Origin of the sequence: Bacillus methanolicus, assembly GCF_028888695.1 — a bacterium.
Lineage (GTDB): Bacteria > Bacillota > Bacilli > Bacillales > Cytobacillaceae > Bacillus_Z > Bacillus_Z methanolicus_B.
In genome coordinates this window covers 822,000-843,524 of the sequence record NZ_PNFF01000002.1, presented here as the reverse complement: position 1 = coordinate 843,524, position 21,525 = coordinate 822,000, and the positions used below count along the sequence as shown (strand labels likewise).

General features: G+C 37.1%; 20 protein-coding genes and 4 pseudogenes. 15 read left to right on the top strand and 9 right to left on the bottom strand.

Annotated features, from left to right (window positions below):
* Positions 1 to 531 precede the first annotated feature (531 nt).
* A pseudogene (locus C0966_RS18715) lies at positions 532 to 1,112 on the top strand (YitT family protein).
* 47 nt (positions 1,113 to 1,159) lie between these two features.
* Here C0966_RS18715 and istB (C0966_RS15945) read toward each other — a convergent pair.
* Together istB (C0966_RS15945) and istA (C0966_RS15940) are read right to left on the bottom strand one after the other, a co-directional pair.
* Complete coding sequence (gene istB, locus C0966_RS15945) at positions 1,160 to 1,906, bottom strand: IS21-like element helper ATPase IstB (protein ID WP_274853113.1); 747 nt, start codon at positions 1,904 to 1,906, stop codon at positions 1,160 to 1,162.
* Positions 1,903 to 3,462, bottom strand: coding sequence for an IS21 family transposase (gene istA / locus C0966_RS15940; RefSeq protein ID WP_274856648.1), 1,560 nt, complete (start codon positions 3,460 to 3,462; stop codon positions 1,903 to 1,905). The genes istB (C0966_RS15945) and istA (C0966_RS15940) overlap by 4 nt, the downstream gene beginning before the upstream one ends.
* 135 nt (positions 3,463 to 3,597) lie before the next feature.
* Between istA (C0966_RS15940) and C0966_RS15935 the strand changes: the two are divergent.
* The 12 genes and pseudogenes from C0966_RS15935 to C0966_RS15880 all read left to right on the top strand — a co-directional run.
* Positions 3,598 to 3,912: pseudogene (locus C0966_RS15935) on the top strand (YitT family protein); the annotation flags it as partial.
* A gap of 103 nt (positions 3,913 to 4,015) precedes the next feature.
* The gene (locus C0966_RS15930) at positions 4,016 to 5,209 is read left to right on the top strand and encodes an ISL3 family transposase (RefSeq protein ID WP_274856647.1); all 1,194 of its coding nucleotides are present in this window, start codon (positions 4,016 to 4,018) and stop codon (positions 5,207 to 5,209) included.
* A gap of 722 nt (positions 5,210 to 5,931) precedes the next feature.
* On the top strand, positions 5,932 to 6,192 hold the full coding sequence (locus C0966_RS15925) for a hypothetical protein (RefSeq protein WP_274856646.1): 261 nt from the start codon (positions 5,932 to 5,934) through the stop codon (positions 6,190 to 6,192).
* Positions 6,193 to 6,325: 133 nt separating this feature from the next.
* The gene (locus tag C0966_RS15920) at positions 6,326 to 6,616 is read left to right on the top strand and encodes a hypothetical protein (protein WP_274856645.1); all 291 of its coding nucleotides are present in this window, start codon (positions 6,326 to 6,328) and stop codon (positions 6,614 to 6,616) included.
* A 109-nt stretch (positions 6,617 to 6,725) separates the two neighbouring features.
* On the top strand, positions 6,726 to 7,076 hold the full coding sequence (locus C0966_RS15915) for a helix-turn-helix domain-containing protein (protein ID WP_274856644.1): 351 nt from the start codon (positions 6,726 to 6,728) through the stop codon (positions 7,074 to 7,076).
* A gap of 88 nt (positions 7,077 to 7,164) precedes the next feature.
* On the top strand, positions 7,165 to 8,448 hold the full coding sequence (gene istA, locus C0966_RS15910; RefSeq protein WP_274856643.1) for an IS21 family transposase: 1,284 nt from the start codon (positions 7,165 to 7,167) through the stop codon (positions 8,446 to 8,448).
* Complete coding sequence (gene istB / locus C0966_RS15905) at positions 8,448 to 9,206, top strand: IS21-like element helper ATPase IstB (protein WP_274853383.1); 759 nt, start codon at positions 8,448 to 8,450, stop codon at positions 9,204 to 9,206. Before istA (C0966_RS15910) ends, istB (C0966_RS15905) begins: the two co-directional genes overlap by 1 nt.
* Positions 9,203 to 9,532 (top strand): DDE-type integrase/transposase/recombinase, encoded by a 330-nt coding sequence (locus C0966_RS15900; RefSeq protein WP_274856642.1) that lies wholly within the window; start codon positions 9,203 to 9,205, stop codon positions 9,530 to 9,532. The genes istB (C0966_RS15905) and C0966_RS15900 overlap by 4 nt, the downstream gene beginning before the upstream one ends.
* Positions 9,493 to 10,470: a Mu transposase domain-containing protein gene (locus C0966_RS15895; protein ID WP_274856641.1), complete on the top strand. Its 978-nt coding sequence runs from the start codon at positions 9,493 to 9,495 to the stop codon at positions 10,468 to 10,470. Before C0966_RS15900 ends, C0966_RS15895 begins: the two co-directional genes overlap by 40 nt.
* Positions 10,470 to 11,240: an IS21-like element helper ATPase IstB gene (gene istB, locus C0966_RS15890; protein ID WP_274856640.1), complete on the top strand. Its 771-nt coding sequence runs from the start codon at positions 10,470 to 10,472 to the stop codon at positions 11,238 to 11,240. Before C0966_RS15895 ends, istB (C0966_RS15890) begins: the two co-directional genes overlap by 1 nt.
* Positions 11,241 to 11,377: 137 nt before the next feature.
* On the top strand, positions 11,378 to 11,830 hold the full coding sequence (locus tag C0966_RS15885) for a DUF1653 domain-containing protein (RefSeq protein WP_274856639.1): 453 nt from the start codon (positions 11,378 to 11,380) through the stop codon (positions 11,828 to 11,830).
* 41 nt (positions 11,831 to 11,871) lie between these two features.
* Positions 11,872 to 12,947 (top strand): IS3 family transposase gene (locus C0966_RS15880; RefSeq protein WP_274856638.1). Its coding sequence is split into 2 segments (ribosomal slippage): positions 11,872 to 12,073 and positions 12,073 to 12,947, totalling 1,077 coding nucleotides; the frame shifts between segments, so codons are not numbered across the junction.
* Between the two features lie 259 nt (positions 12,948 to 13,206).
* On the opposite strand, the gene C0966_RS15875 is transcribed toward C0966_RS15880, so the two are convergent.
* The 4 genes from C0966_RS15875 to C0966_RS15860 form a co-directional block, all read right to left on the bottom strand.
* Positions 13,207 to 14,544, bottom strand: coding sequence for a hemolysin family protein (locus C0966_RS15875; protein ID WP_274856637.1), 1,338 nt, complete (start codon positions 14,542 to 14,544; stop codon positions 13,207 to 13,209).
* 77 nt (positions 14,545 to 14,621) lie between these two features.
* Entirely contained in the window at positions 14,622 to 15,317 is a 696-nt protein-coding gene (locus C0966_RS15870; RefSeq protein ID WP_274853333.1) for a zinc metallopeptidase, read from the bottom strand.
* Positions 15,318 to 15,333: 16 nt separating this feature from the next.
* The gene (locus tag C0966_RS15865) at positions 15,334 to 15,729 is read right to left on the bottom strand and encodes a MerR family transcriptional regulator (protein ID WP_274855688.1); all 396 of its coding nucleotides are present in this window, start codon (positions 15,727 to 15,729) and stop codon (positions 15,334 to 15,336) included.
* Between the two features lie 421 nt (positions 15,730 to 16,150).
* The gene (locus tag C0966_RS15860; protein WP_425535952.1) at positions 16,151 to 17,365 is read right to left on the bottom strand and encodes an ISL3 family transposase; all 1,215 of its coding nucleotides are present in this window, start codon (positions 17,363 to 17,365) and stop codon (positions 16,151 to 16,153) included.
* 112 nt (positions 17,366 to 17,477) lie between these two features.
* On the opposite strand from C0966_RS15860, the gene C0966_RS15855 reads away from it, so the two are divergent.
* Both C0966_RS15855 and C0966_RS15850 read left to right on the top strand, forming a co-directional pair.
* The gene (locus C0966_RS15855; protein WP_342456749.1) at positions 17,478 to 18,446 is read left to right on the top strand and encodes a sporulation protein; all 969 of its coding nucleotides are present in this window, start codon (positions 17,478 to 17,480) and stop codon (positions 18,444 to 18,446) included.
* A gap of 259 nt (positions 18,447 to 18,705) precedes the next feature.
* Positions 18,706 to 19,113 (top strand): annotated as a pseudogene (locus C0966_RS15850) (undecaprenyl-diphosphate phosphatase); the annotation flags it as partial.
* Between the two features lie 50 nt (positions 19,114 to 19,163).
* Here C0966_RS15850 and tnpC read toward each other — a convergent pair.
* The 3 genes and pseudogenes from tnpC to tnpA form a co-directional block, all read right to left on the bottom strand.
* Positions 19,164 to 20,701: pseudogene (tnpC, locus tag C0966_RS15845) on the bottom strand (IS66 family transposase); the annotation flags it as partial.
* 198 nt (positions 20,702 to 20,899) lie between these two features.
* Positions 20,900 to 21,166 (bottom strand): IS66 family insertion sequence element accessory protein TnpB, encoded by a 267-nt coding sequence (gene tnpB / locus C0966_RS15840; protein WP_274856635.1) that lies wholly within the window; start codon positions 21,164 to 21,166, stop codon positions 20,900 to 20,902.
* Complete coding sequence (gene tnpA, locus C0966_RS15835; protein ID WP_274856634.1) at positions 21,160 to 21,486, bottom strand: IS66 family insertion sequence element accessory protein TnpA; 327 nt, start codon at positions 21,484 to 21,486, stop codon at positions 21,160 to 21,162. Before tnpA ends, tnpB begins: the two co-directional genes overlap by 7 nt.
* Positions 21,487 to 21,525 lie beyond the last annotated feature (39 nt).

Here is a 21,525-nt window from a genome sequence, read left to right as displayed (position 1 = left end):
ACCCACCTTTCATTAATTATATTTTGCTTCAAACTTAAAAACTTAATAAATAGAAAAGAGCCTGTCACCAATGGGTATAATTATCCCTCGGTGACAGACTCCTCCTAAAATACATTAGTATTAATTTTAATATTTAACATATCATACTTTAGGTAAAATTTCACTCTTCATTTCTTTTTTCCTGTGTGAACTAATCTTTCTATTCAACTATAAAAGATTTCTTTCATTAGCAATTTACCAACGATTGCTAGCACAAATTTGATCAAACTTTATCTTAAACCAACACCATCTGAAAGAACTTTGTTGTTACTAAGTATGTTCCATAGGTACCCTTCACTTTAACAGGTCTAATCTCCCTACCCGATCCGTATTTTGATCCCTCCACCGGCAGTTCGGATTTTGACCGGAATCTCCCCTTCTCGTCCCGTAGTCTGCCCGAGACGTCTATCTTGCTGATTTTCTTTAGGCTACTTTCGTAATTTGTTATAATAAAAAATATGCAGAATAATTTTAGAAAATTAGGGGGAAAAAATGACTGAATTGAGTAAGATGCAGATTCGACATCAACGGTTATCTAAAGCTAAAATCATTAAAAGGGCAACTGCTATTTTTATCGGGGCTGTTCTAATGGCAGTAGGACTTGAAATTTTTTTAGTTCCTAATAACGTTATTGATGGAGGCATTACAGGTATTTCAATTATGCTTTCGCATATTACAGGGTTTCGGCTTGGGATCTTTATTTTTCTTTTAAACTTACCGTTTTTTTTATGGGTTATAAGCAAATTGGCAAAACATTTGCTATTTCCACATTGTTTGGGATTACCGTTTTATCCATTTTTACAACTTTGTTTCACCATGTACCTGCCTTCACAGAAGACATTTTATTAGCTACCATTTTCGGGGGGATGATTCTCGGGATGGGGGTAGGTCTTGTCATTCGATATGGTGGCGCATTAGATGGCACTGAAATACTCGCCATACTCATGAACAAAAAACTCCCTTTCTCCGTTGGCGAAATCATTATGTTTTTTAATATCTTCATTCTAGGTGCTGCTGGATTTGTCTTCGCTTGGGATCGAGCGATGTATTCAATTTTAGCCTATGTGATGTGACCGTCAAGTGAAATTTTACAATTTCCGATAATTAATTTTTTACACTTTTAATTAAATATAGAGGATCTATGTTTCATTCTATAACTATCTTCATTTAGGTGAATAATTTCAGCTTTATGAAGAATTCTATCTAAGATGGCAGTGGTAATCGCTGGATCACCTAATAATTCCCCCCATTCCTTTGGCGCTTTATTAGATGTTAGTATAATAGACGACTTATTATATAAATCGTTAATTAGGTGGAAGAATAAGTTAGCTTCATGTTGGTCCATGGCCATAAACATAAGATCATCTATAATAATCAAATCTGCACTTCGGATTCTTTTTATTTTTGTTTGAGATTTACGTGAAATTTCTTCTGTTTTCAATGTATGTATCAGCTCTCCCATTGTAATAAACATCACTTTATAGCCTTGATTTATAGCTACAAATCCTAAACCCACCGCCAAGTGGGTCTTTCCGACACCTGGCGGTCCAAGGAAAATGATGTTATACAATTGTTCAATCCATGTTAATTCCTTAAGTTGATTCAATTGCTTCCTGCTTAATGATTGTTGCTCCTCTAAATTAAATTCATCTATTGTTCTTTGAAACGGAAAATTTGCCCACTTTAGTCGCTTTTCTAACTGCTTTTCTTCCCTTCTTTTTTGCTCGTATTCTAAAATGCAATTAAGAAAAGTGAGATATGAGGAATCGTTCGTTTCGGCTTCTTTAACTAAAGTTGGCAAATAATGAGCCGTTTCCTTCAAACGAAGAGCTTTTAAAAGCTCTTGTGATTTTGATAATGAGTTCATTTTTGCCCCTCCAATACAGATATGTATTTATTCACATCACGTTTTTGCGTATTGATTTGGTTGATTTGATTTTTACGTTCCACAACTGGTATTACCACTTGTTCCTTATCCTTACTGCTGCTGTTTATTTGTTTTTGTTGTTGAAGGTACTGAGCCATATCGGTAAAGTCGGTTGCTGTATAAAGCTTTTTATTCATGCATTCCTCCAAAGCTTTATCCACTACGGACTGCTTTATTAATCGGATTTGCTTCAAAATAATTTGTAATTGGTCCCGTATATAACGAGGTTTCTTTTTTCGAATTTCTTGTAAATAGGATTTGGCAAGTTCAGAATTTGTGAAATAACGTGAGACCGTTTCAATATAAGCATCAATACCTTTTGTTCGGTCTCGTGTATGCTGACGATCTTGGATTAATTGTCCTTTGCCAGGGAATATTTTATGTTTAGCGATCAAAGGACCGTCTGCTTTTTCATAAATAAACAAGTATCCATCAGATTCAGTTATATAAACTTCTTTTTGTTTGTTATATGTTCCAAGAGGGACTGAATAACGATTTGATTGATATCGTATAGTGTTGTCTTTACGAACAGCCCTTGTTATACTAGAGTAAGGATTTAAGTTAGATAATTTGTTGAGGACTGGTCTTAAGTATTGCTTTTCTTTCTGAAATACTTCGACTGGTCTTTTTTTCGTTGTATTGTGTATTTTATAATTACCAGTGCGGTTCAGCCATTCCCAGCCAGCCTCATTCCATTCATCAATATTTGTGAATTCCCGATGTTTAGCAAAGTTATGTTTGATATATCCTACAACGTTTTCAATTTTCCCTTTGCTTTCCGGATCAGCTTTACGGCATACTCTCAATTTTAATTTTCTTTCTTGTCGATAGGATTCAAACTCCTTTGTTAATATGAGATCTCCACCATTTTCACTAACAAGTATTAATGAATCCTGGTCATAAACAATTTCACGAGGGATGCCCCCAAACCATTGAAATGCATTTTCGTGACAACGTATGACATCACGAGTAGTAAAAGGTCGATCTAACCATTCCATATATTTATATCGTGAATGGGAAAGTACAAACGCTATAAAATATAGTTTTACTTTTTTCTTCCCTCGCGTATATTGATGAGTCTCCCCAAAATCAACTTGTACTTGTTCTCCCATTTCTACTTCTGGAACAGCTTCATAAGATCTGGGGAGTGTTTCCTTTGGAATTCCGTAATTAATCCTCAGTTCACGAACATAGGACCTAACGGTACCTTCGGAAACTTCCAAACTTGAATATCTTTCCTTTAACCAATCTTCCACTTGGGCAGCTGACATGTCAGGATGCTCTTTAAGCCAAGTTAATATTTGGCTTTTATATGGATCTAACTTTTTAGATCTTGTATTAGTAGAGTCAATCCATTCAACCATCTCCTTAGGGTTTTGATTAAGATACCGGTACAGTGTGGGCCTAGAGATTCCTAACTTCTTAGCCACTTTAGCCTTACTGAATCCCAATTCCAATAATTGTCGTATCTCCACATACACTTCAAACTTGTCCACCTTTCAAATCCTCCATCACCGTTAATATCTCGACAATAAAAATACTAACAGCGATAGAAAACTAATTTAATAGTTTGAACATGAAATGTGTAAAATTTTATTTATCGGAAACTGTCAATTATATTTTATCGGTTACATGTGATCGCTTTTAAAACGATTGATGTTGTCATTAAAGGATTAGATGAAACGAAGTCAGCATGGATTATTAGTGATAATGCTAAAACCATTGGGGAGGCTATATTAAATCGATTAGGTCGTGGGGTTACATATTTGAGTGGAGAAGGAGCTTTCTCTGGTGACGATAAAAAAGTAATATTTTGTGTTATTACTCGTCTTGAGGAAGCTAAACTTAAAGAAATTGTCGAAGAAAATGACTCAAATGCTTTTTTAGCTATAGCAGATATGGCTGAAGTACGTGGTGGACGTTTTAAGAAAAGAGATATTCATTAAGATTCATCACCACATTTTGTGATTTAACCAATAAAAATGAAAACACTCACAGATTCCTGGCAATAATGTTAGCGCCTACTTAACATAACAGGAGGTTCTGTAAGTGTTTTTTGTATCACTAGATTTGCCAGAATTTGAAGTTGTTAAACAAGTATTTCTTGAAGATTGCAATCTGTTACATGTTGAGAAAAATACGATGGAAGAACGTTGTACTTTTTGCGGCTTTTTTACCAGTAATGTCCACGACTGGCGGACAAGAAAAGTTCGTGATCTATCTATATTAGGCAAACCCCTTTTCTTATTTGTCAGAGTGAACAGATACCGTTGTCACAACTGTAATGAGGTATTTTCCCAAACATTTGAATCGATTAGCCCTAAAAAACATCAGACCAATCGATACAGAGAATATCTGTATCAAATGTGCAATGGATCCACTATTCAAGAAGTAAGTCGAAAGGAAAAAGTTCCTTATACGACAGTAGAAAGAATTTTTTATTCCATCGCTAAAGAAAAAGAAATGGAGCATTTAGAACATCTTGATAGTGCTTTAGAAAACAATGAACTAGTCCTTAGCCTTGATGAGATCGCTGTTCGAAAGGGTCACCGATATGAAACCGTTCTAATGGATGCCCAATCCGGCAGTGTTCTTGGTATGGAACATCAACGTAGTTATGATTCTACTCTAACCTTACTCTCCAAGGAGATCCTGGCTAATAAGTGTGTTCAAACCGTTGTCATGGATATGTGGGATCCCTTTCATAAAGCTGTTAAATCCGTATTTCCAGAGGCCTGTATCGTCATTGATAAGTATCATGTAGTGCAAAAAGTTACCCAAGCACTTGATCAAGTAAGGAAGAATATTCCTGGCCTGAAAAAAGAACGGTTTAAGCTCTTGAAAGGTTCTGAAAAGCTAACGGCTAATGAAAAACAACAATTAGACGAAATGCTCGAAGAGCACCTAGAGTTGTCATATGCCTATTTTCTAAAAGAGCTATTTAGAGAAGTTTACCAAGCACCGGACTTTGATACAGCTGATTCACTCTTGGAAGAATGGATCCAACTTGCATGGAGCAGCCCATTTCCGTCATTCCATCAAGTAGCCAAGACCTTAGAAAATTGGAAAGCACAAATTTTGCAATACTTTCTTACACCCTTTACAAATGGCCGGATTGAAGGCACAAACAATAAAATCAAGAATATCAAAAGACGTGCATTTGGTTTTAGGAATTTAGACAGATTTAGACTCCGTGTATTTTTAGAATGTACAGGTAAAACTTATAAAAATCAGGCTGCCTGACCTTGTCCTTCATCAGCTTTCCACAGTGTAGTTGGTAGAAAGGAAGCCGTCAAGGAAAGCACTTGACAGCTTCCTTTCTACCAACTAAGTGGTCACTAAGCTGATGAAGGGGCTACTCTAGATTGAGTACCAATCTAGCTAACTTATTTCAGGAATTGTGTGGACATCACAGAATATGGTGAAGAGACTTCATTAATGTGTCTTTTTTCTAAATTACTAACAAAACTAATAATAAAACAACAAGTCACTAACCTTGGTATTCGTAGTTTTACGCTCCTATATAGAATCTTAAAGCCCCTTCAAAGTATTTTCAATTGGATATCCTCGTTTCTGGATAGACTGCTATATCAACAAAGTACATCCTAATAGCGACTTTTTTGTAGATATACCAAGGATTATTTATGAGAATTTAGAAGATCTTTAAATTCTCTAAGGTAAGTTTAAATGAAGTCATTAAATTTCTCGTAAGTAGTATGAGAATCTCATAGATATTGTGTATATTGATAGGTTTAACATAGTGAATTCCCTGATTCACAATGGAAACAAAACCAAATATATCCAAGACCAAAATCCTAAAGACACTGATTGAGCAGCAATGTTGCTGTTTGATTGGTGTCCTCTTTTTATTTGAAACGGGGATTTAATGAAAACACTTCAGAAAGGTTTATCCGAATGAGCTAAAAAGAACAATATCAAACGAAAAGATATACAACTAATAAATAATGAAGATTAAACTAACAATCCATCTTGATATCGAAGGCAATAAACTAATGCGATCCGGATACTTCACCGCTCGAAGAGAAGAAGATATTCCAGGAATCGCTCATGAATGGATCCGGCAGATTAAGAGGGAGACTGGGTACAGGAATACAGTCATTGAGAAGGTGGTTTACAACGGAGAACAGGATATTACAGAGAAGGTCCAGGCACTCGACAAGGAACATATCCCGGACATGGATATTTTTTGGAAAACTTTTCCTTAAAGGGAAGTTTTTTTCATTTTCAATTATCCATAAAAATGTAATAGAAATGAGGAAAGTTGCATTAGTATATCATGTACTTTTTATTTCAATAAACGCTACGCCCAAGTTATTAGAGAAAAATTAGGTGAATTGGATGAGCAGACTACGTGAGTCGCTGATCAAAGTTCAAAAAGAAGAAACCCTAAAAGAATTATTAAAGGATAAGTACCATATAACACCAGAAGATGAAAAACAACGTTTATTAGCTCTGTTGGGCGATACTATTGAGCGTGATGTTGATAAAATGATTCGAGAAGAAATTGATGCATATAATGAAAATACTCCCATAAGGAAGAAAAATAAAAAATTAAGTCTTTTTATTGGTATTATTAATGTAATATTAACAATCTTAATTTCTTATGCTGTTAACGAATGTAACTGCTAAATTATAATCAACAGTTTCCGCCAAATAAGATTGAACACTTTTTTACCAATTTTCCTCTCGGCTAAGATATGATAGTTTTAATCATTTGTTTAGCTGGAGGACATGAAAGGTGGAAAAATTACTATTGTTTGTGGAAATACAACAACTAAAGAAACAAGGCTTTAAAGTCGCAGCCATCGCAAAAAAATTAGAGATTTCTAGAAACACAGTTTACAAGTATTTGGATATGAGCTTAGAGGAGGCCTCTGAGTGGATTACATCTTTAGGAAGCAGGAGAAAAAAATTAGACCCGTATCATAATCAGATATTAAGCTGGCTAAAGGAACATCCAGACCTATCTTCTGCTCAAGTGGAGGACTGGTTAAAAGAACGATATCCAACATTGGACGTTGGTGGAAGTACCGTTCGCTCTTATGTAAGTGAAATGAGAGATATCTATCATATCCCTAAAGTAATTTAGAAATGATAATTTAAATATGTACACAAATGCTTGAATAATAATGTACAAAATTGACTTTAGATTTCATACTAATCATGAGGTGGTTAGTATGTACATATCGATTAATGTCGAATCTGATTTTGAGATTAAGAGTCTTAAAGACTTACCAAAATTAAAACAACTAATGGAGCATTTGAAGATGAAAATTAATAAAAGTCAATTAGCTAGAGATCTAGGTGTAGATCGTAGAACCATTGATAAATATTTAAATGGATTTATTCCTAAACGTACACGAAAGAAGCATTCCAAAATTGATGAATACTATGAAATCATTGCGGCACTACTTTCGGAAGATGCTAAGCAGAAGTTTTATTATCGACGTGTGCTATGGCAGTATTTAAAGGATAATCATGGACTGGATTGTGCAGCATCGACGTTTCGAGCGTATATTGCAAAAACGCCCGAATTTAATGCTTACTTTGAAGAGGATAAACGGATTCCTTCTCCTAAAGGCACAGTACGTTTTGAAACGCCTATAGGAAAACAAGCACAATTGGATTGGAAAGAGAGTATTCCTTTTGAAACAAAGGATGGTCAGAACGTTGAAATCAATGTTGCAATACTGATTCTATCTCATTCACGTTTCAGAACCTTCCTAATGAGTATTTCTAAATCACAAAGTGTCCTGTTTTCCTTCTTAACAGAAACATTCGAAGCTCTTGGAGGGGTGCCGGCTGAAATAATCACGGATAATATGAAAACCGTTATGGATGAGGCAAGAACAGAACATTCCCCAGGAAGAGTAAATGCCAAGTTTGCACAATTCGCTAAGGATTTTGGTTTTGAGGTGAAGCCATGCATTGCTGGACGTCCACGGACAAAAGGAAAAGTCGAAACCACAATGAAAATATTAGATGAAATTCATGCTTATCAAGGTCAGTTGACCTTGGAAGAATTACATCAATTTGTGCAAGACTTATCTCATCGGGTGAACCATGAGGTCCACCAAGGAACTGGAAAAATTCCTGCGATAGAATTCAAAAAAGAAAGGAATCACCTACTCCAGTTACCAGCCGAGAAAGTAAGAGATTCCTATCGGATCAAACATACGCTTGTAAAAGTCAATGCATCCAACATGATTTCCTACAAATCAAACCAATACTCGGTACCAGCACAATACCAAGGAAAGAAAGTAGGCTTACAAGTGTATGATAATCATTTATGGATTTATTATAACACGGAACTGATTGCGCAACACCCTATAAGTAACAAGAAATTAAATTATCAGGAAGCACATTATCAAGAAGCCTTGGGCGTTTCCATGCCCAATTATCCGGATATTGATGATCTAGCAAAACGGAATTTAGCAACGATTGGGGAAGTGTATAAATAATGAATCCTCCAACAAACTATCAACAACTCATACAAAACTTAGATTATTTGAAGCTCAAGCAAATGTCCTTGCATTTAAATGAAGTCTTAGACTTCAGCGTTAACCATCAATTGTCACTGGTAGATACGCTAGTGAAACTGACGAATTACGAAATTGATGTACGTGAACAAAATATGATTCAATCGATGGTGAAGGTTGCGGCTTTTCCGCATTTGAAAGAAATAAAAGATTTTGATTTTAGTTTTCAACCGTCAATAAATCAAAAACAAATTTTAGATTTTTTAACGCTTCGATTTATCGAGGCAAATGAAAACATAGTTTTTCTAGGGCCAAGTGGCGTAGGAAAAACACATTTAGCCACTTCCATTGGGATTGAGGCAGCGAAGAAACGTACAAGCACTTATTTCATTAAGTGCCATGATTTAATTCAAAATCTGAAGAAAGCACGTTTAGAAAATCGGTTAGAGAGCAGATTAAAACACTATACAAAATATAAACTATTAATTATTGATGAGATCGGTTATTTACCGATTGATGCCGAGGACGCAAAGCTTTTCTTCCAACTCATCGATATGCGTTATGAGAAGCGTAGTACGATTCTTACAACGAATGTGAATTTTAAAGCATGGGATGAAATCTTTCAAGAACCCAAGCTGGCCAATGCGATTTTAGACCGCATTTTACATCACGCAACCGTTGTCTCTATCATTGGAGATTCTTATCGTTTAAAGGATCATTTGGCGAAAGAAAACGAGTGATTTTGTACATCCTTAAACAAGCAAAAGTGTACATATTTGTGTTGACATTTATAGTAATTCGTGTTCGAACGCATGAAGCTGTGGAAGAATTACCAATGGGGCAACAAGTTCAAGTGGATTGGGGGGAAATCATCATAAAGAATTCTGAAAATAAAGATGTGAAACTATACTTTATTACTTTTGTTCTCTCCCACTCTCGCTATAAATATGTAGAATGGCTTGATCGACCTTTTACAACGAGAGATACGATCAGATGTCATGAAAAAGCGTTCCAGTTTTTTGGGGAATGCCAGAGGAAATCGTATATGATCAAGATCATCTTATAACTGTAAGTGAAAATGCGGGTGATATCATCCTAACTAGTGAATTTCAGGCTTACAAGCAAGAACGCGGATTTCGAATCTACCTATGCAGAAAAGCAGATCCGCAGAGTAAGGGTAAAGTGGAAAATGTTGTAAAATTTGTAAAGAAGAACTTTGCGAAAAATAGAGTATATGCCAATCTAGAGGCTTGGAATGAAAAGTGTTTAGCATGGCTAGAAAGAACAGGAAATTACAATGTACATCATACAACTAAAAAGAGACCGGTAGAAGTGCACGCCCTCGAAAAGCAACACTTAATACCAGTCTCTTCCCTGCTCTCTTTCGAGAACACTCATGTATCAAGTATACCAAGAACGGTTCATAAGGACAACGTCATAAAATATAAATCCAATCGTTATTCTCTTCCATTAGGGACATATCGCCCAAGGGGAGACAATACGGTGTATGTAGAAATCCAAGAGGAAGAGCTCATCATAAGAAGAGAACCACATGGAGAAGTCTTGGCCAGACACCCACTATGCCACGGAAAAGGAGAATTGATAAAGAACCGTCAACATACAAGAGATCGCTCAAAAGGAATTCAAGCATACAAAGAAACCGTAATTCGGCAGTTTAAGGATCAAGAAAAAGCAGAGCAGTTTATCCATGAGGTTGGAATCCGTTATCCAAGATACATTCGGGACCAATTACAAGTCATTCAATGTGCCATCACCCAATATCGACAAGATATAGATAAAGCCCTAGCTGTTTGTATCAAAGATCAGTTATGGAGTGCCAATGATCTTCGGGATATTGCCCAACATTTTACTCGATTAAAAGAAACAAAAACTTCGAAAGCATCTTCGATTCAAGAACCTAAAAATATCAACCCCGCAATAAAAGCCACAGCAGCAACTAGGGACATGGATGATTATATCAAGATATTAGGAGGCGCTTTATAATGACGAAAACGGTACAAATCCTTCAAGAAAATTTCCGCCATCTGCGGATGACGGAAACGGCTAATGAACTGCCAGTGTTACTTCGGAATGCAGAAAAAATGTCGTGGACCTATCAAGAGTTTCTACAGGAGCTCCTAATGTATGAGTTAAAACGAAGAGAAGAAAAGAATGTGGAAAAGAGATTGAAATGGGCACAGTTCCCTTATCAAAAGACATTAGATGAATTTTATATCGAAGAGCAGAAATCTCTTAGTAAGCGTCAATTAAACCAATTAAGAGAACTCAATTGGCTAGAGCAACAATACAATCTGATTCTATTAGGCCCTCAAGGGGCGGGTAAAACTCATATTGGAATTGGATTAGGGATAGAAGCCATTCATAAGGGTTATAAGGTTGCTTTTTCAACTATGGGAGAGCTTGTACACCAATTAAAAACGGAAGAGTATATAAGGAAGTCGCAAATCCAGCTTAAAAGAATAAGAGAATCAGATTTAGTCATCATTGATGATTTAATGTACATGGCTATCGATCAAAGGGAAGCAAATTTGTTCTTTCATCTAGTAAACCATCTATACGAACGTAGCTCCATTATTCTAACCTCTAACAAAGGACCAGAAGAATGGAGTGAATTGATGGGAGACCAAGGGATCATGATGGCTATTTTGGATCGTTTGCTTCATCGAGTAGAGGTCATTCAGCTAAATGAAAATGACAGTTACAAAACGAAGCATCGAACTACCATTTTTGAGAAACAAAGTGTTCAAAATTAACGAGCAAAAAGTGTTCAAAACTACTTGACGGTTACAACGAAAAAGCATAGCCATTTGTGTGGGGTATTGGAATTATTATGGCTTTAACTTTATTTTTACCATATATTATTGAGGACTAGAAAAGGACTGAGAACAAAGTGAAAAAATATAGGCATTTTAAAGGGAACATTTACGAATTTATTTGTATTGCTATACATTCTGAAACTGGCGAAAAATTAGTTATTTATAAAGATGATAAAGGCAAAATCTTTGCTAGACCTTACGAAATGTTCTTTGATGAAGTAGAGCATGAAGGTAAATTAGTTCCAAGATTTGAATCGGCTACACTTAACTGGACAAAAAAATTAAGGTCAGGTAGACTAACCATCCAATCTGGGTATACTGCTAACAAGCGTAAGAGATCCCATACCAGCAACTTTACTAGGAGAGGCGGGTATGCTAGCCTGTTTGGCAAGCCAGATGTTTTCATCATCTGGTTTCCTGGCTGGGAAAGCATGCCCGTAGAGGCTCCTTGTCAAGTTGCGGTGGTTACCCACTACATTTGGAAGTCTACTTCATCTCATTCAGTTAATGGAGGTGCACCGATATAACAAGAGTTAGAAGAACATTTACTCATGAATTTAAAGCTCAAATGGTCAAACTATATGAAAATGGAAAGCCTAGAAAAGACATTTTAAGTGAATACAATTTAACTCCTTCTGCATTGGACAAATGGGTGAAACAGAGCCAAACCTCTGGTTCATTTAAAGAGAAGGATAACCGAACACCTGAAGAAGAAGAGTTGATCAAACTCCGTAAAGAAAATCAGCGTTTACTGATGGAGAATGATATTTTAAAGCAAGCTGCGCTGATACTAGGACGAAAGTAAATGTGATCAAAAATAATCGTCACAAATACTCGATATCAGCAATGTGCGACGTCCTACAACTCCCAAGAAGCACTTATTATTATGAAGCAAAAGAACAATCCAAATCAGATGATGAACTTACGGTTACCATCGTCGATATTTTTCATAAAAGCCGCCAGAACTATGGCACTCGTAAGATAAAACATGAGTTGAAAAAACTCGGTAAAATTGCATCCAGAAGACGTATTGGCCGAATCATGAAAGAAAATGGGCTAGTATCAAAATATACAGTTGCCCAGTTTAAGCCACATGTGGATAAATGTAATGAATCTAAAGTTGAAAATGTGTTGAATAGGGAATTTGATCAACAAAAAGAATTGACAGTTGTAGTCAGCGACTTAACATACGTGAGAGTGGAAAAAAGCTGGCATTATATCTGTTTATTTGTCGATCTTTATAATCGAGAAATTGTTGGGCATAGTGCCGGTCCTAATAAAGATGCTGGACTAGTCTACCAAGCGTTATCAATGATTAAAGCTGATTTAAGACAAATTCAATTATTTCACACAGACCGAGGAAACGAGTTTAAAAACAAGACAATCGATGAAGCTTTAGAAACATTCGAGATTAAACGGTCGTTAAGCATGAAAGGTTGCCCATATGATAACGCAGTAGCCGAAGCCACATTTAAAATTATCAAGACAGAATTTGTAAAAGGAAAATATTTTGAAAGTTTAGAGCAATTAAAATTGGAATTAGATGATTATGTACATTGGTTTAATCATATAAGAATTCACGGAACACTCGGGTATTTAAGCCCTATTGAATACAAAAAGGAACACCTTAAAAAAATTGTCTAGTTTAGTGTTGACATACCAGCTTTCAGATCTTTTTTCAAGAACATGAACCGGCATGAGTAAATCCTTTAAAACAGGAATTTTTTTAAACGATCTTCTTTAATTACGCAGAATTAATAAAGAAATTACTTGCAATCTCATAGCATGAAGTTTATTTAGCGATCAGCTATACACTCAAACTTCTCCTTGTAAATAAAAGAAGGGGCAACACCAAAGAAAAGGCATGTACACTCTTGTTTGTACATGCCTTTGCCTTGTACTATTAGAACGTTACCTCTTTTTCTTGCAGGACCTCAGAATTGACCTTGGCTGGAAAAACTTCAATTCGTTTTATATGGTGTTCTTCTCTTTCAAGTACCTTAAACTCATATCCGCCAAACACCACAGATTCACCTTTTTCGAGATCGAAGTTCTGGGTGAGTATCCAGCCGCCAATCGTATCCATATCTTCTTTTTCAATATTTGTTCCTAATAAATCATTCACTTCATCAATTAAGACTTTGGAGTCAAAGATATAGTGATTTTCTTGTACTTTTTGAATTTCAGGTACTTCATCCATGTCGAATTCATCTTGGATTTCACCTACGATTTCCTCCAAAATGTCCTCAACGGTTACAAGCCCGGCTGTTCCACCATATTCATCCATCAAGATAGCCATGTGAATTCTTTCTTTTTGCATTTTTAGTAATAAATTATGGATGGGAATGGATTCAATTACCTGGATGATTGGCTTCGTATAGGATTCAATTGTTTTTTGGTTCTTATCCATCCCATGGACACAGTCTGTTAATACTTCCTTTATGTTGACCAATCCAATGACGTGGTCTTTGTCGCCTTCCAATACAACAGGATAACGAGTAAATTTTTCATGTTTTGCCATTTTTAAGAAGTCCTCAATGGTGTCATCCTTTGAAACACTGACGATTTCTGTACGGGGAACCATAATCTCTTTGGCAAGCCGGTCATCGAATTCAAAAATGTTATTTACATATTTGAATTCAGACTGATTGATTTCACCTCTCTTATAACTTTCCGAAAGGATGATACGCAGTTCTTCTTCACTGTGAGCCACTTCATGTTCCGATACCGGCTTAAAGCCAAACAATTTTGTAAATGCACGTGCTGAACCATTTAATGCCCAAATAAATGGGTACATGACTTTATAGAAGAACATTAAAGGACGTGCACATAACATTGTAATGGATTCTGCTTTCTGAATGGCAAACGTTTTTGGAGCCAACTCACCGACTACGACGTGTAAAAACGTAATCAATACAAAGGCAAAAGTAAAAGAAAGAATGCTTACAAGAGACTCATCTAAATTTAGCTTTTCGAACAAAGGATGCAACAGGTGTTCAACGGTTGGTTCACCTAACCATCCTAATCCCAATGCTGTCACTGTAATACCTAACTGGCAGGCGGACAAGTATTCATCTAAGTTCGAAATAATTTTTTTGGCGGCAATCGCATTTTTATTTCCTTCTGCGACTAATTGATCGATTCGTGTCGATCTGATTTTTACCATGGCAAATTCGGAAGCAACGAAAAATGCCGTAAGTCCGATTAAAATGGCAACTAATATCAGGTTAACTATTTCCACTGATTATCCTTGACTCGTATAGACGAAACGAGTCAGGAGCACCTCCTATTAAATGAAAAATGGTTAAAAATCTTGTTTTACTCTTCTTCTGTTTGTCCTTGTCCCTGGAAGAAAATCATGACATATTTGATTAACTCTAAGACGGAAATTAAAGCAGCGGCTACATATGTTAAAGCAGCAGCATTTAACACTTTATTAACGCCTTTTTCCTCTTCATTATACATAATTCCTTCAGCCAACATTAAATTTTTAGCCCTTGAGCTGGCATTAAACTCAACAGGCAGAGTAATTAATTGGAAGGCAACAGCTGCTGAGAAAAAGATAATTCCAATACCGATCAGTGAGAGGCTTTGGAATAAAAATCCGCCTAACAACAAAAATGGAGCAATTCCGGATGTAAAGTTCACTAACGGGAACATACGGTGGCGTAAGACTAATGCTCCGTAAGATTGCTGGTGTTGAATCGCATGACCAACTTCGTGAGCAGCAACAGAAATCGAAGCAATGGATGATCCGTAGTAAACGGGTTCAGATAAACGAACAACACGACTAAGCGGATCATAATGGTCTGTTAAAGTACCTGGAACTACTTCAACAGGAACATGATGCAAGCCATTCCGATCGAGAATGCGTCTTGCCACCTCAGCACCGGTTAACCCAGAACGTGTTGGTACCTCTGACCACTTATTGAAATTTCCTTTTACTTTGAATTGTGCCCAAATCGAAAGTCCAAATGCAATAAGAATCAAGAAATCCATTGGATGAAAAAACATGTTTGGTTCCTCCTTTTTAACCTAATAACATGAGTAAAGTTTGAATGAGTGTTATACTTTCAGGTGACAGCCTTTTTGTAATGTGTTTTCGTTCTTTTTCATTAAGATTTTCAATTAAAGGCAATAAATCTTCAATTTTTTCTTTTAAGTGATGAATTTGATTTGCTATATCATTTGCTTGATTAACAATGTCAGTCTGCTTTCCTTGTTTTCTCCTTACAAGTGCTTCTTTGATTTCCTGCAAGGTTAGTTGTTGCTTTTTACAGGCTTCGATAAACCTTAAATCTTCTAATGCTTCTTGAGAGTAATAACGATAATTAGAAGCAGTACGTTCTGCTTTTAGTAATCCTAAATTTGTGTAATAATCGATGGTACGCTTTGTAACATTCGCCAATTCTGCAAGTTCGCCAATTCGGTATTTTTTAGCCCCATCGAATCACCCCCTTAAAATAATCAAAGTATAACGTGATGGTTTGACAAAAAGTAAAACCAATTTGTTATGTTATACGTAAGATGTAACAAAAGGTTTCAAAATTCTAAGCTATTATTATTATTATACAACACATTATATCGAAAATCTGGTTTTCATTTAAAGTGACAATTTAATGAACATTTGTTGATTATAATATCTTTTGTGTAGAGATCTCATTAAAATTTAAAAATGAGTGAGATGGAATGAAAAATAAAATATAAACAATCTTGAGTTGATCATCCGGTTTTTTATTCCTAATTTAAATTATAAAATTAAGTATAGACTGAAAGGAGATAAGAGAATGCTCAAAAAATTTTGGTTCTCCGTCAAATGTTGGGGTGATGACTTTGTGTCCTCACCCCTATCCAATGTGAACCCCAATTCCTTTATACTGATGTGATAATAAAATTTTAGCCCTGAAGCGTTTGAAGCTTCTGAAGCCAAAGGCATTCCGTTTTAGTACTTTGGTTAAATTATTGATCCCTTCCAAAAATCCGTTGGAACAGTCATAAACAAAACTGTTAAGAATTTCTGTCCGCCAGTTTTGAAAGGTCTTTATGGCTTTCTCCATCTCTGGGATTTCCGAAGCTTCAACCAATCGGTAAAACGCTTTTAACTCCTCTTTCACCACGGCAATTTGATCCCTGCCAATCTCTTTGGCACGTGTAAACCATTCTCGATAGGCCTCTTTGAGTTCGTATGCCTTCCTGAGCTCCTCGGACATCTCCGGATAACGCTCTAAATACCAGCGTTCCTCTTCTGTAAGGCGGTCACTGGCCCTGTGGAAGACATGTTTCATTCGCTTGCACTTTTTACGGTCATAGTCGTGAAAATCCTGTTGGACTCGCCTTCTCACCGCATCAAGCGCCCAGTAGATATATCGGCAGAAGTGAAATCGATCTGCGATAATAACCGGACGGCCCAGCGCTGCCTGGACGGCTGCTTTAAACGATTGGTTCATATCCATAATGACCACTTGGACCTGGCTTCCGTGCTTTTGAAGGTATTGCTTAATGGTTTTTTTATACCGATTGGGGAGGATATCCAATGGCTTTTTTGTCACCCCGTCGGCTATGATTAATTGGTATTTGCCTTCCTTCGTATCGCCTTTGTATTCGTCAATGGCAATGATTTTCGGCAATTCCTCAACCGCACGGATTTCACTGCTCGCCAAGCGGTCAAACCGACGGACTACCGTCGACGCAGAAGTGCCATAGTTCTCAGCGGTTTCCTTGAAGGTCTTTCCTTTGATGGCCCGGATGGATACGGCCTGGTTCCACTCAATGGAAGTGCGTTGGTAGCGCTCGACTATGGAGTTTTTCTCAGAGAAACGTTTCCCGCAGCTGCATACATATCTCCGCCGTCTATAAAAAATCTGGGTCTTTCGCTCAAACCATTTCAAATGCTGGATTTTCTGGATCCGGTAATCATGAACACGGCTTGTCTTTCTGTTACAACGGGGGCAACGATGCATCTTTCGTTCCATCTCCACATGAAACTGTACAACTTCCCCAACTTGTTCCACTTTGGTCAGGACAACCTCTTTTAAACCAGGAATATTCATGATAAGATTCATATACACGCAACTCCATTCTTTAAACTTGTTTCTGGACAATTCAAGTATAAAGGAATTGGATGTTTGCGTGTATTTTTTATGCAAACGAAAGTGTGTTTAAACCCCAACAAATATTATAGAGCCAAAATTTTTAGCGAAATTAGGTAAGGGAGCTGCGACAGTAGATTTACAAATTGAAAATCGTCCTTATCAGATTAATGAGGTTGTACAAGGAGAGGTTATTTTAAAAGGAAGCGAAGTAGATCAAAAGATCAATCAGCTTGCAGTTAAGTTTATGATGACTGTCACAACAAAGAATGGCCAGTCTATTTCACGTGAAGTTGAAATGGTGCCATTAACGGGATCGTTTGTTATTTCAAAAAAAGAAGAAAAACGCTTTCTTTTTCATTATCGTATACCACCAACTCTTCCGTTATCAAGAGGGCCTGTTTCTTATTACTTTGATACCCATCTTGATATTGAGGGAGGCGTTGACCGGACAGATATTGATTATATTACAATTGGAGAATCGAAAGAAATTCAATCCATTTTTAATGCTCTTTCCCGTTTAGGTTTCCGAGAAAAATCTACTACAGGAAAACTTGATGCATATGGCCAGGAGTTTGAGTTTTTTCCTACGCAGTTGTTTGCGGGCCAAATCAATGAATTAGAAATCCGTTTTGCTTATGTTGAAACAGGAATCCAGATTTGGATGGAAGTTGATTGTCGATCTGGCTACGGAGAAATTGAAGCAAAACGAGAGTTTGTTTTGTCAAAAGAATTACTAGAGAATGAAGATAAGCTGGTATCCTCTATCAAACAGTATATTGCAGAAACAGTCCAGCAACCGGAATTGTATAGACAACCTTTTTCCTATCATGCTTATCAACCTCATCATAAAGGCGGTATAGCAGGTGGCATTGGAAGCATGGTCGGAGGACTGGCGATGGGTGTTTTAGGTGGTATGTTATTAAATGAAATAATGGATAACCTTGGTGCAGATGAAATGTTAGAAGATGTAGCAGAGTCCGTAGGTTTAGATGAAGAGGATATTGATTTAGCTGGTATGGATTTTGGTGATTTTTCTGATAATGAGGACTAAGAATATAGATGATCATCTATTTTAAAAAATAATGGAGAAACCCCATTTTACTTTTTTTGCAACGTAAAAAAACTTGGATTCATACAAAACCCAAGCTTTTTTCCAATACATATGTTAACTGGAAATATTTAGAGTATTCAGACTATAATAAATTTTTTTATAATTCCAGATAGTGAACTTGCTCTATATAAGTTAATTTAATAGAAAACAGCAATCCGAGATTTATACATCTTATTTGGCTGTCTGTAAAGGAGAAAAAATGAATTTGTGGGAAATTTTTGTCGCAACTATCTTGGGAATCGTTGAAGGACTAACTGAATTTGCACCGGTATCATCAACCGGTCACATGATTATCGTCGATGACATCATGTTTAAATCAAAAGAATTATTTTCACCAGAAGTGGCAAATACATTTAAAGTGGTGATTCAATTAGGCTCCATTTTAGCCGTAGTCATTCTATTTAAAGATCGGTTTATAAGTTTACTTGGATTACAGAAAAAACCAACCGGAAACCAAAAGCGTGAGCATAAATTAGAATTGAAACAAGTAATAGTTGGCCTATTGCCGGCAACTATACTTGGTTTATTATTTGAAGACTATATCGATGAACATTTATTTTCTATAAATACAGTGCTCATAGGATTAGTCGTAGGGGCGATTTTAATGTAAGCGTCAAATAATCCCCACCTATAAGTAGATGGGGATTTAGTTATGATTTAAGTATTCTTTTTAAACACTCGACAAACTAATGGGATCGTTGATGACCAAGGCATTAATTGATCCAAGGCATCTTTATCTTTAGTATCCATGTTTGGTAGTTTCTCAAAAAGATAGGTAAATGGATTCAAGTCATTCTCTTTAGCTGTCTCAATAATACTGTAAATCGTTGCACTGGCTTGAGCGCCCCGTGTGGTGTTGGCAAACAACCAATTTTTGCAGCCAATTACAAATGGTTTGATTGAACGTTCGCTACGGTTATTATCGATTTCTAACCGACCATCTTTTATAAAGCCCACTAATTTATCCCATTGGTTCAGGCAATATTGGATTGCCTGGCCAAGGGCGTTTTTTGGGAGGACTTTTGACCTTTGCGTTTTTAGCCATGCTGAAAAAGCATCCAGCACTGGCTGGCTGCGTTCCAAACGACTTTTATGGCGTTCTTCAGGAGTTGAATCCTTTAAGTCACGCTCAATCGCAAAAAGTTGGTTACAGAAATTGAGCCCTTCCTTGGCAGCTACCGAAGCGGATTGTTTTGAAGCCGGCAAAACCTTTAAGGCCTCATCAAACTTACGCCTTGCATGCGCCCAGCAACCTACTAGGGTCACATGAGGCATCCCTTGATAACCAGAGTAGCCATCCACATGAAGGTAGCCCTTGAAACCAGTCAGAAACTTGCGAGGATGTTCCTTTCCCCGTGTCTGTTGGTAATCATAAAGAGTAATCGGCGGACCTTCTCTTCCAGTGCGATAAAGCCACATATAAGAAGTGGATGTTGCCTTTCGACCTGGTTTATGGAGCACCTGCAAAGTGGTTTCATCCGCATGGAGAATCTCCTGTTTAAGTAAATGATCCTTCATCCGATCATAAATTAAACGTAACCACTGATCTGCGCCATAGATCATCCAGTTCGCCATCGTCTGCCGGGATAATGTAAACCCAAATCGCTCAAACTGCTTTTCCTGGCGATAAAGAGGCACCCTTCCACATATTTTTGACTCATCACATACGCCATACTTGAAGGAGAAGCTAAACTGCCCGGATAGACAGGTGCCGGCATAGACGCTGTGACAATCGGTGTATGGATCTCCTCACGTTCACAATGGCGACAGGCGTAGACATAACGGACATGCTTAACCACTTTTACTTCAGCTGGAATGACTTTGATTTCTTGACGCACTTCCGTGCTCATTTCATGTAAAGATCCACCGCAGCACGAACAGACCTGATCTTCTGCGGAAAGGCGGTATTCAACCGTTTCCGTAGGCAGGTCTTCTAGCATCGTTTCACGTTGACCACGTTTTTTACGACGACGGTAGGTAATGGTTTCAGAAGCAGGCTCCTCTAAATTGGAGGCTGCTTCTACCTCTGCTTCATTAAAGAGCGAAAGCTCTAGTTGATCGGAATGTGTTTTTTCACTTGAAGAGCCGAATCGTCTTTTTTGGCTGAGGCGAAACTGTTCCTCATACCCTTTTAGCTTCACCGTCAGTTCAGCGACTTGCTTTTCAAGGGATTCACATCGTTTTTGAAGATTTTCAGTTGGTTGGGTGGGTGGGTGTTTTTGTTGTCTTTTTCATACTTTATCTATTCGACAAATGTTGATCAATCCCTTTTAAAAATTGGTGTGTAAATAAAAAATATGATTTTATATGACTGTCCTCGCAGTAACTTCAGGATGAGCCTGGCGCTGTTCAAGTGGAAGTCCATCAAGTAACCAACGGAACTGGCGTCGGCTTTATTTTAGCGGTACATCACTTTCTTCCGTTGGCCATTGAAATTTTCCGCGCTCTAAACGTCTATAATAGAGCCAAAAGCCATTGTGCTCCCAATGAAGGATTTTCAGTTTATCCCGATTACGATTACAAAAGACAAAGTAGCTAGGCGAAAAGGTGTCTAGATCAAACCCTTCTTTCACCAACGCAGCCAATCCATCAATGGATTTGCGCAAATCTGTACTCCCTCGGGCGAGGTAAACATTCGCGATCATTGTTTCGTTTAACATAGCGATCTTAACGTCCTGACGACTTCCGCAAGGAAAGATGGGTCGAAACCTGGTTTAACCTCTATGGATGCTTGACCTATTTTAATCTGTAAGGATAATGAAGAGTCTTTTGATTCGGCATATTGTTCATCCATTGTGATTGAGACCCAATTAGTTGATGGTGTTGAGATCCGATTTGTGTTTTCAATTTTCTTAAGCCAATATTTTAATTGATGGAGCTTCACATTATTGTCAGCACACCATTTGGATTGGGTCTGTCCACTTGCCCTAAACTCAGCGATCCGAAGTTCCCATTCTTTTCGCAATTCTGCTCGAGACATCAAAAAACCTCCTCAAATATTGATTTGAAGAGATTATCT

What these genes read in the sequence shown, in the direction of transcription:
- istB (WP_274853113.1), bottom strand. Translation starts at nt 1,906, where the DNA reads ATGAACTCATTATCAAAATCACAAGAGCTTTTAAAAGCTCTTCGTTTG.
- C0966_RS15925 (WP_274856646.1), top strand. Translation starts at nt 5,932, where the DNA reads ATGAAGATTAAACTAACAATCCATCTTGATATCGAAGGCAATAAACTA.
- C0966_RS15920 (WP_274856645.1), top strand. Translation starts at nt 6,326, where the DNA reads ATGAGCAGACTACGTGAGTCGCTGATCAAAGTTCAAAAAGAAGAAACC.
- istA (WP_274856643.1), top strand. Translation starts at nt 7,165, where the DNA reads ATGTACATATCGATTAATGTCGAATCTGATTTTGAGATTAAGAGTCTT.
- istB (WP_274853383.1), top strand. Translation starts at nt 8,448, where the DNA reads ATGAATCCTCCAACAAACTATCAACAACTCATACAAAACTTAGATTAT.
- C0966_RS15895 (WP_274856641.1), top strand. Translation starts at nt 9,493, where the DNA reads ATGCCAGAGGAAATCGTATATGATCAAGATCATCTTATAACTGTAAGT.
- istB (WP_274856640.1), top strand. Translation starts at nt 10,470, where the DNA reads ATGACGAAAACGGTACAAATCCTTCAAGAAAATTTCCGCCATCTGCGG.
- C0966_RS15870 (WP_274853333.1), bottom strand. Translation starts at nt 15,317, where the DNA reads ATGTTTTTTCATCCAATGGATTTCTTGATTCTTATTGCATTTGGACTT.
- C0966_RS15860 (WP_425535952.1), bottom strand. Translation starts at nt 17,365, where the DNA reads ATGAATCTTATCATGAATATTCCTGGTTTAAAAGAGGTTGTCCTGACC.
- tnpB (WP_274856635.1), bottom strand. Translation starts at nt 21,166, where the DNA reads ATGTTAAACGAAACAATGATCGCGAATGTTTACCTCGCCCGAGGGAGT.
- tnpA (WP_274856634.1), bottom strand. Translation starts at nt 21,486, where the DNA reads ATGTCTCGAGCAGAATTGCGAAAAGAATGGGAACTTCGGATCGCTGAG.